Annotated in this window: 18 protein-coding genes and 1 tRNA gene; 7 read left to right on the top strand and 12 right to left on the bottom strand. The window is 64.1% G+C overall.

The features are described from left to right. Nucleotides 1-52 precede the first annotated feature (52 nt). A tRNA-Ile gene (locus AC1D10_RS08530) sits at nt 53-128 on the bottom strand. A gap of 134 nt (nt 129-262) precedes the next feature. Here AC1D10_RS08530 and AC1D10_RS08525 point away from each other — a divergent pair. Continuing rightward, nucleotides 263-976 (top strand): SIMPL domain-containing protein, encoded by a 714-nt coding sequence (locus AC1D10_RS08525; RefSeq protein ID WP_477270551.1) that lies wholly within the window; start codon nt 263-265, stop codon nt 974-976. A 165-nt stretch (nt 977-1141) separates the two neighbouring features. Here AC1D10_RS08525 and AC1D10_RS08520 read toward each other — a convergent pair whose 3' ends face one another. After that, the gene (locus AC1D10_RS08520; RefSeq protein ID WP_477270549.1) at nt 1142-1498 is read right to left on the bottom strand and encodes a hypothetical protein; all 357 of its coding nucleotides are present in this window, start codon (nt 1496-1498) and stop codon (nt 1142-1144) included. A 269-nt stretch (nt 1499-1767) separates the two neighbouring features. Beyond that, a complete protein-coding gene (locus AC1D10_RS08515) occupies nt 1768-2214 on the bottom strand; it encodes a YcgN family cysteine cluster protein (protein WP_477270953.1) in 447 nt (148 codons plus the stop codon). Between the two features lie 199 nt (nt 2215-2413). On the opposite strand from AC1D10_RS08515, the gene AC1D10_RS08510 reads away from it, so the two are divergent. Together AC1D10_RS08510 and AC1D10_RS08505 are read left to right on the top strand one after the other, a co-directional pair. Beyond that, nucleotides 2414-4603: an OmpA family protein gene (locus tag AC1D10_RS08510; RefSeq protein WP_477270547.1), complete on the top strand. Its 2190-nt coding sequence runs from the start codon at nt 2414-2416 to the stop codon at nt 4601-4603. A gap of 330 nt (nt 4604-4933) precedes the next feature. After that, nucleotides 4934-5449, top strand: coding sequence for a TIGR00645 family protein (locus tag AC1D10_RS08505; RefSeq protein WP_477270545.1), 516 nt, complete (start codon nt 4934-4936; stop codon nt 5447-5449). A gap of 112 nt (nt 5450-5561) precedes the next feature. On the opposite strand, the gene AC1D10_RS08500 is transcribed toward AC1D10_RS08505, so the two are convergent. The 3 genes from AC1D10_RS08500 to AC1D10_RS08490 all read right to left on the bottom strand — a co-directional run bounded on the left by AC1D10_RS08500 (nt 5562) and on the right by AC1D10_RS08490 (nt 8049). Continuing rightward, a complete protein-coding gene (locus tag AC1D10_RS08500) occupies nt 5562-6428 on the bottom strand; it encodes an SDR family oxidoreductase (protein ID WP_477270543.1) in 867 nt (288 codons plus the stop codon). A 110-nt stretch (nt 6429-6538) separates the two neighbouring features. Next, nucleotides 6539-7168 carry a helix-turn-helix transcriptional regulator gene (locus AC1D10_RS08495; protein ID WP_477270541.1) on the bottom strand — a complete coding sequence of 210 codons (630 nt, stop codon included), beginning with the start codon at nt 7166-7168 and terminating at the stop codon, nt 6539-6541. A gap of 8 nt (nt 7169-7176) precedes the next feature. Beyond that, nucleotides 7177-8049: a S1C family serine protease gene (locus AC1D10_RS08490; protein ID WP_477270539.1), complete on the bottom strand. Its 873-nt coding sequence runs from the start codon at nt 8047-8049 to the stop codon at nt 7177-7179. A gap of 169 nt (nt 8050-8218) precedes the next feature. Here AC1D10_RS08490 and AC1D10_RS08485 point away from each other — a divergent pair, with 169 nt between their 5' ends. Next, on the top strand, nt 8219-9166 hold the full coding sequence (locus tag AC1D10_RS08485) for a S1C family serine protease (RefSeq protein WP_477270537.1): 948 nt from the start codon (nt 8219-8221) through the stop codon (nt 9164-9166). Here AC1D10_RS08485 and AC1D10_RS08480 read toward each other — a convergent pair. Then, entirely contained in the window at nt 9129-10073 is a 945-nt protein-coding gene (locus AC1D10_RS08480) for an arginase family protein (RefSeq protein ID WP_477270535.1), read from the bottom strand. The two genes, AC1D10_RS08485 and AC1D10_RS08480, sit on opposite strands and share 38 nt — an antisense overlap. A 100-nt stretch (nt 10074-10173) precedes the next feature. Then, entirely contained in the window at nt 10174-10590 is a 417-nt protein-coding gene (locus AC1D10_RS08475; protein ID WP_477270533.1) for a VOC family protein, read from the bottom strand. Nucleotides 10591-10656: 66 nt separating this feature from the next. Here AC1D10_RS08475 and AC1D10_RS08470 point away from each other — a divergent pair, with 66 nt between their 5' ends. Continuing rightward, nucleotides 10657-11283: a TetR/AcrR family transcriptional regulator gene (locus AC1D10_RS08470; RefSeq protein WP_477270531.1), complete on the top strand. Its 627-nt coding sequence runs from the start codon at nt 10657-10659 to the stop codon at nt 11281-11283. Here AC1D10_RS08470 and AC1D10_RS08465 read toward each other — a convergent pair. Continuing rightward, nucleotides 11216-12175 carry a LysR family transcriptional regulator gene (locus tag AC1D10_RS08465; RefSeq protein ID WP_477270529.1) on the bottom strand — a complete coding sequence of 320 codons (960 nt, stop codon included), beginning with the start codon at nt 12173-12175 and terminating at the stop codon, nt 11216-11218. The two genes, AC1D10_RS08470 and AC1D10_RS08465, sit on opposite strands and share 68 nt — an antisense overlap. Nucleotides 12176-12284: 109 nt before the next feature. On the opposite strand from AC1D10_RS08465, the gene AC1D10_RS08460 reads away from it, so the two are divergent. Then, entirely contained in the window at nt 12285-12920 is a 636-nt protein-coding gene (locus AC1D10_RS08460; RefSeq protein WP_477270527.1) for an FMN-dependent NADH-azoreductase, read from the top strand. 56 nt (nt 12921-12976) lie between these two features. Here AC1D10_RS08460 and AC1D10_RS08455 read toward each other — a convergent pair whose 3' ends face one another. Beyond that, nucleotides 12977-13276 (bottom strand): AzlD family protein, encoded by a 300-nt coding sequence (locus AC1D10_RS08455; protein WP_477270525.1) that lies wholly within the window; start codon nt 13274-13276, stop codon nt 12977-12979. Beyond that, the gene (locus AC1D10_RS08450) at nt 13273-14007 is read right to left on the bottom strand and encodes an AzlC family ABC transporter permease (RefSeq protein WP_477270523.1); all 735 of its coding nucleotides are present in this window, start codon (nt 14005-14007) and stop codon (nt 13273-13275) included. Before AC1D10_RS08450 ends, AC1D10_RS08455 begins: the two co-directional genes overlap by 4 nt. Nucleotides 14008-14179: 172 nt before the next feature. Here AC1D10_RS08450 and AC1D10_RS08445 point away from each other — a divergent pair, with 172 nt between their 5' ends. Continuing rightward, entirely contained in the window at nt 14180-14638 is a 459-nt protein-coding gene (locus AC1D10_RS08445) for an Lrp/AsnC family transcriptional regulator (RefSeq protein ID WP_378917654.1), read from the top strand. Nucleotides 14639-14984: 346 nt separating this feature from the next. Here the strand turns inward: AC1D10_RS08445 and AC1D10_RS08440 are convergent, their stop codons facing one another. Then, on the bottom strand, nt 14985-15581 hold the full coding sequence (locus tag AC1D10_RS08440; protein WP_477270520.1) for a hypothetical protein: 597 nt from the start codon (nt 15579-15581) through the stop codon (nt 14985-14987). Between the last annotated feature and the right edge of the window lie 70 nt (nt 15582-15651).

Raw genomic sequence — 15651 nt, 5'->3', positions numbered from 1 at the left:
CGCCCAATTCAAACTCAAGGAATTAGGCGTAAGGTGTTGATATATAATAAGTTGGTGGGCCCGGAGGGACTCGAACCCCCAACCAAGCGGTTATGAGCCGCCGGCTCTAACCATTGAGCTACAGGCCCCACGCGGGCTGGATTAATGTTTTTCGCATCGCGGCACAAGGCTTTCCCGTCAGGCTTCCGCAGATCGCCCAAATCAACCCATAATCGCGCTCTACGCGACCTTTGCGACTTGATCGCAGACCAAGGAGATTTTCATGACCAGACACCTTTTGCCGCTCGCGCTCGCCGCTGCAATCGCTTTTCCGGCGATGGCTGGAGCCACCGATTTGCCGACGCCGCCCCGCATCATTGTGTCAGGCGAAGGCGAAGCAACCGTAGCCCCCGATCTGGCGGTCCTGACGCTCAGCGTCATGCGCGAGGCCAAGACCGCGCGCGCAGCGCTCGACGCCAACAACGACGCCATGGCCGCCGTGATCGCGGCGATGAAGTCGGCCGGCATCAAGGATCGCGACCTGCAGACCGCGGGCATCCAGATCAACCCGCGCTACAACTACACCAACAAGCCGGACGGCAGCCAGGAAGCCGAACTCGTCGCCTATCAGGTGACCAACACGCTGTCGGTGCGGGTGCGCGATGTCGACAAGACGGGCGAGATTCTGGACAAGGCGGTGTCGCTCGGCGTCAACCAGGGCGGCGGCATCGCCTTCACCAACGACAACCCGGCGGCGACCGTCACCGAGGCCCGCAAGAAGGCGGTCGCCAACGCCATGGCCAAGGCCAAGACGCTGGCCGAAGCCGCCGGCGTCAGCATCGGCCGGGTGCTCGAGATCACCGACCAGAACATCGCGCCGATGCCAATGCCGATCAACGCCAAGGCGTTCGACGCCGCAGCCGGTGCCGCGGCTCCGGTGCAGGCTGGCGAGAACTCCTACAACGTCCAGGTCACCGTCACCTTCGAGTTGAAGTAAGCGGCGTTGACGATCCTGGGGCCGAGCCTTGCTCCGCCCAGGATATACCGTGCATGAAAAACCCCGCGGGATTGCTCCCGCGGGGTTTTTTCCAGCCACACCCTTCAGACGGAATGGGGCTCAGCTACCTGCCGACCTTCGAGAAGGTCGTGTCTCGAGCTGATCTCAGCGATAAATCACCGGGCAGCCGCGATCATTTGCGAACACGACGACAACACGGTCGCCGTACTGGCGGCCCGCCACCTTTACCGTACGACGGTTAACGTCGACGATGCGGACACGGTGGAGACCCATGCGCTCGGCCTTGTCGAGGGCACGGTCCGGCGAACAGCCACGGCGCCACTCGCCACGGCGTTCATCGCGGCGATGGCGATAGCCGTCGTCACCGGCATAGACGCCGAAACGCGTGTCGTTGTTGTTGCCGAAGCCGAGATACAGGCTGTCGGCGTGAGCGGGGATGGCCGCCAGCGTGCCGAGGCCGACCAGTGCCGAAAGGGCTGCCGTCTTCATGGTGTTGAACATCGTCTTCTCTCCTTGTTGCGGGCTCTCGCCCGTCCTCGTGAACCGATGGGGGGAGAATGCACTTGTCTGTCTGAACTTATTGCGAACCGGCTGTTCATCTCCGGTTCATGTGGCGAAAAGGCATTCGCCGGGCATTTACCATCGACCCTTGCCGAGGTGAATGTTCCAAAACGCCTCAGCCAGGGCCCGGTTCCCAATCCAGCAGATCAGCTTGAAGATCAGGGCTCGTCGTCGCTGCGCGAGCTGCCGTTCGTCGTCCCTGCGCGAGCCTACGGCTCGTCGTCCAGCATGTAGTCAAAATAGTCTTCCGGCTCGGCCAGGTCGGTCTCGCTCGCCTTGACCCGGCCGCGCATTGAGATTCCGGCTTCATGCACGGTCTCGGCGCTGCCCGACACCAGCCGGTGCCACCAGTAGAGATCATGGCCCTCGGCCACCAGCCGGTAGGCGCAGGTGCTGGGCAGCCAGCTGATCGTGCGAACATTCTGCGGCGTCAGCCCGACGCAGTCGGGAACGCGCGCCAGCCGGTTGGCGTAGTCCGAACAGCGGCAGCTCTGCGCATCGAACAGCCGGCAGCCGACGCTGGTCCAGTAGATCTCGCCGGTATCCTCGTCCTCTAGCTTCGACAGGCAGCATTTGCCACAGCCGTCGCACAACGATTCCCACTCGGCCGGGCTCATCGCCTCCAGCGCCTTGGTTTTCCAGAATGGCGTTTCCATTCCCGGGATGTGGCCCCAGCCGCCGGCAAGGTCAAGCACGACGAAGGCCCAAAATGCGGCGGTCACCAGGAGGAATGACACGAAGTTGCCTTCAAAAGGTCGGCCAATCGCCCCGTACGGCCTCTATCCCAACCAAACTGGAACCAATCGGCCCGAGATCGGTTTCGGCAAGGATGGGACCCCATAAGGAGAATTTTCGATGAAACGCCAACCACGGATTCTGGCAGGCACCGCACTTGGCCTGCTGATGGCATCCGCGCCGTTGGGCGCGTTCCCGCTTCAGGGAGGCGGCCCCGCCCAGCACACGTCAGCCGCGTTCATCTTGGCGCAGGCAGCGTGCGCCGAGGGCGAATCGGCCGAGGCCTGCGCGCAGAAGCAGCAAGCGGAGCCGAAACAAAAGCACGAACGCAAAAAGGCCGAGCCGGAGCAGCAGGCGGCGCCCGCCCAGAGCGAGCAGCCCGCAGAGCAGGCGCAGCCGCGCAAGAAGCGTGAGCAGCAACAGCAGACGGAGTCCGCCCCTGCCGAGCAGGCCGCTCCAGCCGTCGAGGAGCAGCAGCCGCGCAAGAAGAAGCGCGATCAGCAGCAGCAGACCGAGCAGGCGCCGGCGGAGCAAGCCGCTCCAGCCGCCGAACAACAGCAGCCCCGCAAGAAGAAGCGCGACCAGCAGCAGCAGACTGAGCAGGCGCCGGCGGAAGCGGCACCCGCGGAGCAGGCAGCACCGGCTGCTGACGAACAGCAACCGAAACCGCGCAAGAAGAAGCGCGATCAGCAACAGCAGACCGAAGCGCCGGCCGGAGAGGCACCCGCCGGCCAGGCCGAACCGGCCAACGACAACCAGCAGGTCGAGCAGCCCAAGCCGCGCAAGAAGCAAAAGCAGGATCAGCAGGCCGCGCCGACGGAGGTAGCGCCAGCCGTCGAGCCCGCGCAGAAGCCTGAGAAGCAGAAGAAGCCTGTCGAGGTAGCCAAACCGGCCGTCGTGCCGGAAGCCGCGCCGACGCCGACCGAGAAGGCAGCTCCAGCCGGCGAACAGCCGGCCGCCCAGGGCGAGCAGCCGCAGGACAAGACCAAGAAGCACGGCAAGAAACCGGTTGGCGAGCAGCCTGTCACCGGCGAGCAGCCTACGACGGCCGAACAACCGGCCAGCGGCGAAAAGCCTGCCACCGCCGAACAGCCGGCCAATGGCGAGACGGCCGCGCCTGTCCAGGGCGAGAATCCTGTGCAGGGCGAAGCGCCTGCCGATCCGAACGCCGCTCCGGTTCTGGACAGCCAGAAGGATGCCGAGCGCAAGGGAGGCAGGAAGCAGGGCAACAAGAATGCGCAGCAGAATGGCGGGCAGAATGCCCAGCAAGGTGCCGATCAGAGCGAGAAGCCCGTGGTCGCTCCTGTCGATCAGGGGCCGCCGCCCACCGACGACAAGGCCGCCCAGCAGGAGATCAAGCCCGAAAAAATGGTCCCGGTGACGGAGGAAAAAGGCACGCGTGTCGATCGTGCGCCCGACGAGAACATCCGTGACCGCCGCCGGCCCAAGGGCGTCGACGTGCTCAAGGAGATCGGCGACCGCGTCATCATCCAGCTCAACAACCAGACGATCGTCCAGAGCAATGACGGTCCGCGTATGAACCGCGGCGCCAAGGACGTCTACTACGAGGATCTGCCGCAAGGCCGTACACGCGAGACGGTCGAGCGCGCCAATGGCGTCCAGATCGTCACCATCCGCAACCGCTACGGTGATGTCATCCAGCGTTCGCGCATCACGCCTGATGGGCGCGAATATGTGCTGAGCTATGTCGACGAGCAGGACTATCAGGACGAGGGCGACTGGCGCGATCCCGGCGACGACCTGCCGCCGATGCGGCTGACCATCCCGCGGCGGGAGTACATCCTCGATTCCGAGGACGTCGAGAGCCCGGACGACTACTACACCTTCCTCGAACAGCCGCCGGTGGAAAAGGTCCAGCGCCTCTATTCGATCGATGAGGTCAAGCGTTCGGCCCGCGTGCGCGACATTGCACGCCGCGTCGACCTCGACACGCTGAACTTCGAATTCGGCTCGGCCTCCATCTCCGACACTGAGGTGCAGAAGCTCGAAGGCGTCGCCGGCGCCATGGAGAAGCTGTTGAAGAAGAACCCGGCCGAGACCTTCCTGATCGAAGGTCATACCGACGCCGTCGGCAAACCGGAGGCGAACCTTGCCCTATCCGATCGCCGCGCCGAATCGGTGGCGGAGGCCCTCACCAATGCCTTCGGCATCCCGCCGGAGAACCTGACGACGCAGGGCTATGGCGAGGAGTATCTGAAGGTCAACACGGCCGCGCCCAACCGTGAGAACCGGCGCGTCGCCATTCGCCGCATCACCTCGCTGGTGGCGCCGGTCGCCAGCAACAATTGATCTGCTTTTCCAGAGGCTTGAGAAGACTTCTGGAATCAGATCGGCAAGAAAGGATCCATCCCGGCCTACCGGGATGGGTCGGACCGCGGACAGCATCCCGGTTCAACAAGAATTGTACCGGCATTAGAGCCGGCTCATTGAATCGAAGGCTTGCCCACCCCAGATTCTGACCAGGGCATCCCTGCCCCGTCCCGACTCCAGCGGGACGCATTGAGCCCCGCCGGGCCCTCACCGGCGGGGCTTTTTGTCTTGCAAACGGGGGCGACCTGATCGAAATACGACCCACTGCCCTACGGCCACTATCCAAAGAGAACCAACCGGAACCACTGCATGAAGCGTCTCGAACTCGCCATCGAATCGATCATCCTTGCCTCGCGCTGGTTGCTGGTCGTCTTCTATCTCGGGCTGGGCGTGGCGCTTGCCATCTATGCGCTGTCCTTCGGCAAGAAGCTCTACGAGTTCGTCACCGTGGCCTTCACGCTCGACGACACCGACACCATCCTGAAGATGCTCGGACTGATCGATGCCGCACTGGTCGCCTCGCTGGTGGTGATGGTCATCATCTCGGGCTACGAGAATTTCGTCAGCCGTTTTGACGACGAGGACGGCGGCGTGCATTGGCTGGGCACGATCGATGTCGGTTCGCTGAAGGTCAAGGTCGCTTCGACCATCGTCGCCATCTCCTCCATCCACCTCTTGCAGGTGTTCCTCAACTCGTCCTCTTATTCGACCGACCAGCTGATGTGGCTGACCATCATCCACCTCGCCTTCGTCGTCTCGGCGTTCATGCTCGCCTATATCGACCGGCTGATGGGTCTGAGCAAAGGCAAGAAGGGCGAGGAGTGAGGCTGGCGCCTGCCCGGGCGTTGAATCACTCCGGCAGGATCGTCACCCTATCGCCTTGCAAGAGCAGGATTTTCCGGTGATCGAGGATTGGCTGTTTGGCTGCCTCGAGTCTCTAATAAATCCCCTTGATCTTCGTATCCGTCCGCGCAAACACCTCGTCCGGCACAAAGAAATCCCCGGCCAGCGGCCCGGTCGCACCTGGCGCATAGACCGAAAAGTCGCTGACGCCCTCGGCGCGCAGCACCTCTTCGTCGATGTAGAAATTGCCGGTCGCCTCGCGTGATGGCCGCATGAAGATCGCGTGCGCGGCATCGGCCATGATGTCGGGCGAACGGCTCATCGCCGCCACCGTCGCGCCGCCAAGCAGATTGCGCACCGCGGCCGTGTCGATGGTCGAGATGGGCCACAGCGAATTGACCGCAATGCCGTCCCTGGCGAACTCGACACTCATGCCCAGCGTGCACATCGACATGCCGAACTTGGCCATGGTGTAGGCAACGTGGTTCTTGAACCATTTGGCCTTCATGTCGAGCGGCGGCGCCAGATTCAGGATGTGAGCATTGCCGGCCAACTTCAGGTGCGGAATGCACATTTTGGAGACGAGGAAGGTGCCGCGCGTGTTGATCTGGTGCATCAAATCGTAGCGCTTCATATCGGTCTCCAGCGTGCCGGTGAGTTGGATGGCGCTGGCATTGTTGACGCAGATGTCGATGCCGCCGAACTTTTCCACGGTCCTTGCGACCGCCTCTGCAACCTGCGCCTCCTCACGGATGTCGCACAGCACAGGCAGTGCCTTGCCGCCGGCCTGCTCGATCTCTTCAGCCGCCGTGTAGATCGTGCCCGGCAGCTTCGGATGCGGCTCGGCGGTCTTGGCGGCGATCGTCACATTGGCGCCGTCCCGCGCGGCGCGCAGCGCGATCGCCAGCCCGATGCCGCGCGACCCGCCGGAGATGAACAGCGTCTTTCCCTTCAGCGACATTTCCTTGCGCCTCCCTTGCAACATGGCAGGCGCGAACCTTTGCGCGGCAGGGGACCGCAGCGCAAGGCCCGAGGCGCTGGATGCCGAGTTACGCTGCGTAGGGTTTGTTACTAGACCAGCACCAGTCCCTGGCGCATCGCAATGGCAATGGCGTCGGTGCGGTTGGCGGCACCGAGCTTGATCAGGATCGCGGCGACATGGAACTTCGCCGTGTGCACGGAAATGTTCAGCCGCCGCGCGATCACCTTGTTGGGCGCGCCCTCGGCCAGCAGCGCCAGCACTTCAGCCTCGCGTGGTGACAGCGAAGGCCGGGCGGCGTGCTCGTCGGAGGCTTCATCCTCGAACGGCTCACCATCGCCGGCATGGAAATCCTCATTGCGCCCGCGACTGCCATCGCCCGATACGCAATAGCCGGCCGCCGCCAGCCGCGCCGCGGCGGCGATCAACAAATCGTCCGCACCCGCGGGCAGTATCGCCAACACCTCGCCGGCAGGCCGCTCGCGGCTGCCCGACAGCAGCACCCTTGGCGTGGAGGCTGGCACGGCGTCACCACTGCTGTCGTCAACGATGGCGACATCAGCGGTACCGCCGCCAGCCACGACCGGCAGCAGGTCGTCGCTCGCGGCGAGCGAGGCAGCCAGGCGCTCGGCGCGCCCCGCATCGCCAAGCGCAACCAGTACCACCAGCCGCCGCGAGGCGGCGCCGTCATGCATGATCCGGTCGCTGGTGGGCGTGTCCATCACTCCTCTCAGGAAAGCGGCTTTTCGCCGATGGTCAGCACGACGTCGCGCTGTTCGCCGCCGCGCACGACGCCGAGCGTCACCGAAGCGCCGGCGCTGTCCGGTCCGAGCCTGCGGATCAGGTCGCGTGGGCCATGCACGGCCTCGCCGTTCCACGCAACGATGATGTCACCCAGCGAAAGACCGGCGGCCTTGGCCGGGCCTTCGTCGTCGAGGCTCATCACCATCGCGCCATGCGCGTCGCGGTCGCGCACCGGATGCAGGCCGGCGCCGAGATAGCCGCGCGCGACATGGCCCTTCTCGCGCAAGGTCGCAACCGCCCGCTCGATCGTCTCGTACGGCATGACCAGCGCCCGGTGGCGCGGCCCGAACAACAGCATGCCGATCAGCGCGCCCTCGGCGTCGAGCACCGGGCCGCCCTCGAAACGGCCGCCGGCACCGACGGCAAGATTGATGCGCTGGTCGATGGTGCCACCACGCATCGAGCGCCAAGCCGGGCCGACCTCGCCGACCGAGCCCGACACGACCAGCGCCGATCCCTGGCTGTTGCCGATGGCGATGGCGATGTTGCCGGGCCGCACCGCATCGGCCTTGGCAAGCGAAGGCGTCGTGGCCGCATTGGCCGGCTTCAGCAGGGCGACGCCGGTGGAAGGATCGCGGCCGACCAGTTCAGCCTTCACCGTCTCGCCCGACGCCAGCGTCAGCTCGATCTCCTCGCCAGCCTCGACGGCTTCCTCGGCGGTGACAAAATAGCCGTCGCGCCAATGGAAGGCGCTTGCCGTGCGATGATGATGCGTGGCGAAACTCGCCGTTGCCGGCGCCGCCTTGGCGGCGAGATCGGCAATGGCCTGGGAAAATGCGCTGAGATTGAAATCGCTCATAGTGGTCTCCTGGGTTTCTTGCATAGCCCAGATATCGCTCGGCAGCGCGCTTGAAGGTACTCGCCTGACGGCTAGTTGCTGGTTTGACTGGCCATCTGGTCAGGTCGCGGTGGTTCCACCCGCTCCGCACATATAGTCATCGTTACGACTGAAAACACGGAGCCCGCCCATGGCCCTCGCCGCCGCCAAATTCCAATCCGACGACACGCTGCTCGATGCCTATTCGACGACAGTTGCCGACGCCGTCGACCGCATCGGCCCCGCTGTCTGCCGCATCGAGCGCATTGGCGGTCAGGGCGGCCATGGTTCCGGCTTCGTCATCGCGCCGGACGGGCTGGTCGTCACCAATTTCCATGTCGTCGGCGATGCGAAGACGGTGCGCGTCTCGATGCCGGACGGCGCCTCCCGCGACGGCCGCGTACTTGGCCGCGATCCCGACACCGACATCGCGCTGGTGCGCGCCGACGGCAGCTTTGCCGATGTCGCCCCCCTTGGCGATTCCAAGCGGCTGCGGCGCGGCCAGATCGCCATTGCCATCGGCAATCCGCTCGGCTTCGAATGGACCGTCACTTCGGGCGTCGTCTCGGCACTCGGCCGCTCGATGCGCGCCTCCACCGGTCGCCTGATCGACGACGTCATCCAGACCGACGCAGCGCTCAATCCCGGCAATTCCGGCGGGCCGCTGGTGTCGTCGGCCGGCGAGGTCATCGGCGTCAACACCGCCATGATCCACGGCGCGCAAGGCATCGCCTTCGCGGTCGCCTCCAACACCGCCAACTTCGTCATTTCGGAGATCATCCGCTTCGGCCGCGTGCGCCGCGCCTTCATCGGTGTTTCCGCCGACACGACGAACCTGCCATGCCGCGCAGCCCTCCTGTCGCAAGTCTCGACCAGCACGGCGGTGCGCCTGCGTAGCGTCGAGAAGAATGGCCCGGCGGCCAAGGCCGGCCTGAAGGAAGGCGACATCATCGCCGCCATCGACGGCCGCCCGGTCACCGGCGTCGACGATTTGGTGCGCCTGCTCGACGCCGAGCGAATCGGCCACGACACGCTGTGCACCGTCGTGCGCCGCACCGGCGTCAGCCAGGTAAGTGTGACGCCGGTGGCGCGTAGCTGAGGTCTCGCTGCTCGAGCATCCGCCCAAGCAGCGACACCAATAACGCCGCCAGTTCGCCGGTCGGGTCGAGGTCGGGATCGAAGATCGTCATGTCCATGCCGATGCAGGCAGGACCGGCAACCAGTGCGGACAGGATAGCGACGAGATCGTCGGGATCGATGCCGGGACTGCCGGGCGAATCCACCGCCGGCATCACCGCCTGGTCGAGCACGTCAATGTCGAGATGCAGCCAGTAGGAAGACTGCGCCAGCGTTGCCCGGGTCTTTCCCAACACCCTCGCCACGCCAAGCTCGCGCGCGGCAAAGACGTCGATCAGCGTCATGGCGGTGGAGGTGATGTCCGGCCAGGCGAAGTCGGCATCACGGCTCTCCCGTTCGCCGATCTGGATCACCCGTTCGTCGGCCACCAACGGCCCGGCAATGCCTGGCCACTCGGTCAGCAGCGGTTCGCCGCGCCCGGTGGCGAGCGCGAGATCCATGCCGGCGGCCGAGCCGAGCGCGGCATCGGCATCGTAGTTGCCGGGATGACGGAAATCGCTGTGACCGTCGACATGCACCAGGGCCAGTGGACCGGACCGCCGTGCGGCCGCCAGCGCGCCAAGCAGGATCGAACAATCGCCGCCGACGACCAGTGGAAATTCGCCCCGTCCGATCGCGCCGGCGACAAACTCGGCAAGCTCCAGATTAAACCGGCGGATCGCAGGGCCATTGCGCAGTCGGGTGCCCGGCTGCGGTTCGGTGCCGTAGGCGGGCCGTTCGAGATCGACCACCTTGGCGGGCGCAACCACCTCGACCAGGCTGGCCTCGCTCAGCGCCTGCGGCGCCCGCCATGTCCCCGGCACATGGCCGGGCCGCAGCGGACGAAGACCAAGGTTGGACGGGGCGCGGATAAGGCAGATTTCACGCATGGAAGAGCCTGGGTTTGCCAAGCCCACCATAGACCGCGAATGCCCGCCAGGTCACGCAGCCGGAGCCGCCAGACATCTTTGCCGACAGTTGCTGCCAGATTCAGGCACCCTCGGTAAATTGCGCCTGAAACTCCGGGCTCGGCGGGATCGGCTTGATCACGTCGATCAACACGCCATTGGGGTCCTTGGTGATGAAATGGCGCTGGCCAAAGGGCTCGTCGCGCAGGCTGCACAAGATCGGTAGGCCGGCGGCGGTGATCCGTTCGTAGACAGCATCTGGGTTCCTGACCTCGAAATTGATCAGCAGGCCGGACGTGCGACCCCGCCCCTCTTCGGGAATCGTTTCATGATCGCCATGGACGATGCCGAGATTGACGCGGCGATCCTCGGCCGATTGCAAATGCACGTACCAGTCGCTCTCAAACAGCGGCTTGAAGCCGAAATGCTTGATATAGAAGGCTTTTGTGCTGGCAACATCGCCTGTCATCAGCACCGGGTAATAGCTCGTAGTCTTCATCTTTCCTTCCCCCGTCAAACAACATACAGTCTGCATGTAAATCGAAATAACATACAGGCTGTATGTATGCAACAGGAATCCGCGCGCCGTTCCAACCGCGACCGCACCGAGGCGACGCGCGCCGACCTGATCGCCGCGGCGCGCAAACTGTTCACCGAAAAATCCTATGCCGAGACCGGGACGCCCGAGATCGTCGCCGCCGCTGGCGTCACGCGCGGCGCGCTCTATCACCATTTTGCCGACAAGCAGGCGCTGTTTGCCGCCGTGGTCGAGCAGGAGGCGGCAGCTGTCGCCGAAGAGATCGAGCGCGCCTCGCCGCCCTCGTTGTTTGCCCGCGACGCGCTGATTGCCGGGTCGGATGCCTATCTCGCCGCCATGCGCGCGCCCGGCCGCACGCGGCTGTTGCTGCTCGATGGTCCGGCCGTGCTTGGCCGCGCCGCCATGGACGCGATCGACGACCGCCATGGCAACCGCTCGCTGCGCGAGGGGCTGGTCGCGGCAATGCGGGCGCAGGCAATGACGAGATTGCCGGTCGAGGCGCTGACCGCGCTGCTTGCTTCCGCCTTCGACCGCGCGGCGCTGGCCATCGAGGCCGGCGCGTCAGCCGAGGATTACCGCGCCGTTCTCATGGCGCTGATCGATGGATTGTCTCCGGCTCCTCATCCGGCACCTCGGCCGGCTCGAACTCGTTGAAGCAGCCGAGCTGGCGCTTGAACTGCTCGATCAGCCAGGCCGCCGCCGGCTTCGGGCTGCTGTCGCTGCGATGCATGGCAAACAGTGGCGAGTTCACCTCCCTGAAAGGCTCGAGGTCGATTTCCACCAGCCGGCCACTGGCCAGATCGTCAGCGATCAGCCAGCGCGGCAGCCCGCCCCAGCCCAGCCCCTCGCGCATGAGCATATGCTTGGTGCGCATATCCGTAAGCCGCCAGGTTCGGTAGGCGAAGACACCGAAGTCGCGTCCCTTCGTGCGTTCGGACTGGTCGGTGACGACAAGCTGGATGTGTTCGCGCGCATCCTCGATCGCCACCGGCTTCGGCAGCAGCGCCAGCGGGTGGCTGGGCGCAGCAGCCAGCACGATCGACATGAAGCCGATGCGCACAAGATGCACATCATCGACCTCGCCCAGCAGGCCGCCAATGCCGAGATCGGCCTGTCCATTGACGACGTGATCCGGGATTAACCCAAGCGAGCCGATATGCAGGCGCAGCATCACGGTCGGAAACTGCGCCTCGAATGCCTTCAGCACCCGAACCAGCACTGGCGAAGGCAGCGCAGCATCGACCGACAGCGCGACTTCGGCCTCCAGTCCCTGATGGTGGCCATCGGCACGCGAGCGGATCCGCTGCAGGACGCCGACCATGCGCCGTGCATCTTCCAGCATCGCCCGGCCGATCTCGGTCAGCTGCGGCTCGCGCGTGCCCTCGCGCTCGAACAGTTTCAGCCCAAGCTGCGCCTCTAGGTTGGCGATGCCATAGCTGATGACCGATTGCGCTCGGTTGAGCTTGCGGCCGGCGGCCGAGAAACTGCCGGTTTCGGCGACAGACAAGAAGATTTGCAGTTGGTCGAGCGTCGGGTTGGGCTGCATGGCCATATCCACTTTATGGATGGATTGTATAGAAAATATACCAGTTTCTCAAATGGGTCGATGGCCCCATATCAACCGGGACAAATTATTCCAACCCTGGAGAGCCAACATGTCCATCCTTCTCGTCACATCGAGCCCGCGCGGCGCTGCTTCGCACTCGACCCGCATCGCCACGGAATTCGCTGAAAAGCTTGTCGCTGCCGACCCGTCGAACACGCTGGTCTTGCGCGACCTCGTCGCCAACCCGCTGCCGCATATCGATGCCGACTATTCGACCGGCATCTACACACCGGCCGAAGCGCGCACCCCGCGCCAGGCTGAAGTGGTCGGCGTTTCCGACGTCGTGCTCGACGAGCTTTTCGCCGCCGACACGGTGATCCTCGCCACCGGCTTCATCAACTTCAACATCTCCTCGACGTTGAAGTCATGGGTCGATCACGTCGCCCGCTCCGGCAAGAGCTTTGCCTATGGCGAGAACGGCCCCAAGGGCCTCGTCACCGGCAAGAAGGTCTATATCGTGCTGGCCTCGGGCGGCATCTACTCCGAAGGTGCCGCCGTGCAGATGGACCACGCCATTCCCTACCTGCGCAGCGTGCTCGGCTTCATCGGCATGACCGATGTCGACGTCATCCGCATCGAAGGCGTCGGCATGGGTCCTGATGCGGTCACCGCTGCGCTCGCCAAGGCGACCGCCAAGGTCGATGCCGTGGTGGCGGCCAGCAGGGATGTTGCGGCAGCCGCGTAAAGCACTGATCGTCATCCGCATCGAAAAGGCAGGCGCCCTCGCCTGCCTTTTTCGTTCTAGCCGATGAGGTGTCTCAAAAGGCCCGCCGAAGCGACCCCTACCAACACAGTCGGCAACATCGAAAGCCGCGTTGCAGCGACAAAGGTAATGGCCAGCGCCAGAAGGTCGGCCGGGTTCCTCGACACGAAGGCCGGCGCGATCACCGAGATCAGCACGCAGCCGGGTGCTGCTTCCATCACCGCCGTCGCGCGGGCGCTGAGCGTGCGGTTGCGCAGCACCACATAGCCGCCGATCCGGGTCAGATAGGTGACACCGGCCATCAGCACGATGGTAAGCAGGGTCGCCGCGTCGATCATGTTTCTCTCCAGAGGAACCAGGCCGAGACCAGCCCTGACACAGCGCCCGCGGCGACATACCAGGCGCCGGGAGCAAAGAGGTAGACCAATGCCGCGACGACCAGGCTGACCAGCCAGGGCCGCGCGGCGGCCACGCCCTTCCACATGCCGCGCATCAACACCAGGAAAACGGCCGGGAAAGCCATGTCGAAACCATAGGTCTCGACATGGCCCAGCATCGGGCCGAGCAAGGCGCCCGTCGTGGTGAAGACCACCCAGGTGAGATACATCGCCAGCGCCGCGCCCATATAATAGCGCGGGCTGAAAGCCGGCGTGACACCGGCCGCGGCACGCTGTCTGGCATCGGCAAGGCCCAGCGCCCAGCTTTCGTCGCATAGGAAGAACAGCGCAGGAAACATCTTGCGCCGCGGCAGGTGGCGCAGGAACGGCGCCAGTGCCGCCCCCATCAGCAGATGCCGGCTGTTGACCAGGAAGGTGATGGCGACGATGAGCACGATGTGCGGCGGCGACGTCCACAGCTGGATCGCAGCGAATTCCGAGCCGCCAGCAAAATTCAGCCCTGTCATGGCCGACAGTTCGACAACGCTCAAACCTTTCTGGGTGGCCTGGGCGCCAAGCACCAGCGCATAGGGGATGGTGCCGAACAGCACCGGCGCGCACGACGCCACGCCACGGCGGAACTCGGACCTCGAACCATCGCCTGCCGTCTCGACTGCCTGTGAAATGCTCATGGTTTTCCACGGGCTGGCCTCGCGGCCGCCGCTTTCGGTTGCGTTTGAAATCACGTGATGTCGGCAGCAACCATACTGATAACGTCTCGCAATTTGGTTGCGAAGATTGTTGTACTTCATCGAATTTTGGCATTGACTGCCGCAAATTGCCAAACGAATGGAATCCATAGCCATGAAGCTGGACGAGATCGACAAGCGGATCCTGCGGGCGCTGCAGCGTGATGGCCGCATGGCCAACAACGATCTGGCCAACGAAGTCGGGCTGTCGCCATCGCCTTGCTTGCGGCGCGTGAAGCTGCTGGAGGAAGCCGGCGTCATCGACCGTTATGTCGCCGTGCTCAACCCGGCCAGTATCGGCAAGGGCCTGACCTTCTTCACCCGCATCTGGCTGAAAGCGCAGGACGAGGACACGATCGAGCATTTCGCCACTGAAGTGGCCAAGCTTCCGCAGGTGATGGAATGCTACCTGATGCTCGGCGATTGCGATGCCATGGTGCGCGTGGTGGCGGCCGGCATCGATGACTACCGCCGCTTCCAGTCCGAGCATCTGAGCCGCATCAAGGGCGTGCAGAACGTCAAGACCGACGTTCCCAGCCAGACGATCAAATACACGTCGGAACTGCCGATCTGACGCATGCCGCTCAAAGCATATCCTTCGGGCTCGACTCGGGGTGTGAAGCGGCTTTGGGACAACGCCCGTCATCCAAATTGAAAAGCCAGACGCTTCGGCGCCCGCCTTTCTGCTTCAGGGTGAACCATCCTGGCGTGAGATTTTCGGGCCAAGCGAGCCAATCAATGGAGTGGCCCCGACAGACGGAGTGGCCCTTGTGCAGAAATAGATCGCACTGGTGGTTGCCATGCTCGACAGCGTAGCGAAGACATAAGCAAAAGGCAGCCAGTGGTCGGACAGCGCCAAAGCCACGACCGTGAAGAAGGCCGCGAAAGAGAACGACCCGACGATAACGCCACGCAACAGATTAGCGGCGGCGGGCGCTCGGCCGCTGATGATGGGTGAACATCGCCAGGACAAGAACGAATACGGGAAACGGTGCCACAAGCCCACTGAGCTCCGGCCCAAGGTATCTGGTCGATAGGGTGATCAGAAAGACGAAGCCAGTCGAAACGGCCATCCGGGCGGGAAGGTCCCATCTGGGCGCTATCCTGGCCAGTGCTTCCATATTCACCGGTTTGGTGAGGAAGGACAGGAAGAACAACGTCACCAGAAGCAGCCCAATAGCCTGCGCGAATGTCCAGGCGGACAGGTTCCAGATAAAAGTGGCGAGAAAGAAGGCGCCGACTCCGGTGATCATGCTGACCCAGCAGTTGAAGCGCCTGGCGGCGCGGGCATAGACGAAGCAGAAGATGCACGTTGACACCTGGCCCACCAGATTGCCCACTGCCGCGTGCTGAGCGAACGCCGCACCATTTTCCAATGCAGTGAAGACCGATACGGGGCCGGTCACCAATGGAATCCCCATCAGCAGCCCGCCCACCGCCGGCCCGAAACGCCGGCTCAGCAATGTGAGACAGAGGATAAGGAGCGGCGTGCTGAGCAGCTTGAAGACCAAGATCATGAAACGGATGTCTTGGCCTTGTCCGACCGCCCTGAAGAAAGATCGCCCATCAATACCGCAGCAAGTCAGC

Source organism: Mesorhizobium sp. P2_A8, assembly GCF_056404935.1.
This window is presented reverse-complemented; position numbering and strand designations above follow the sequence as displayed.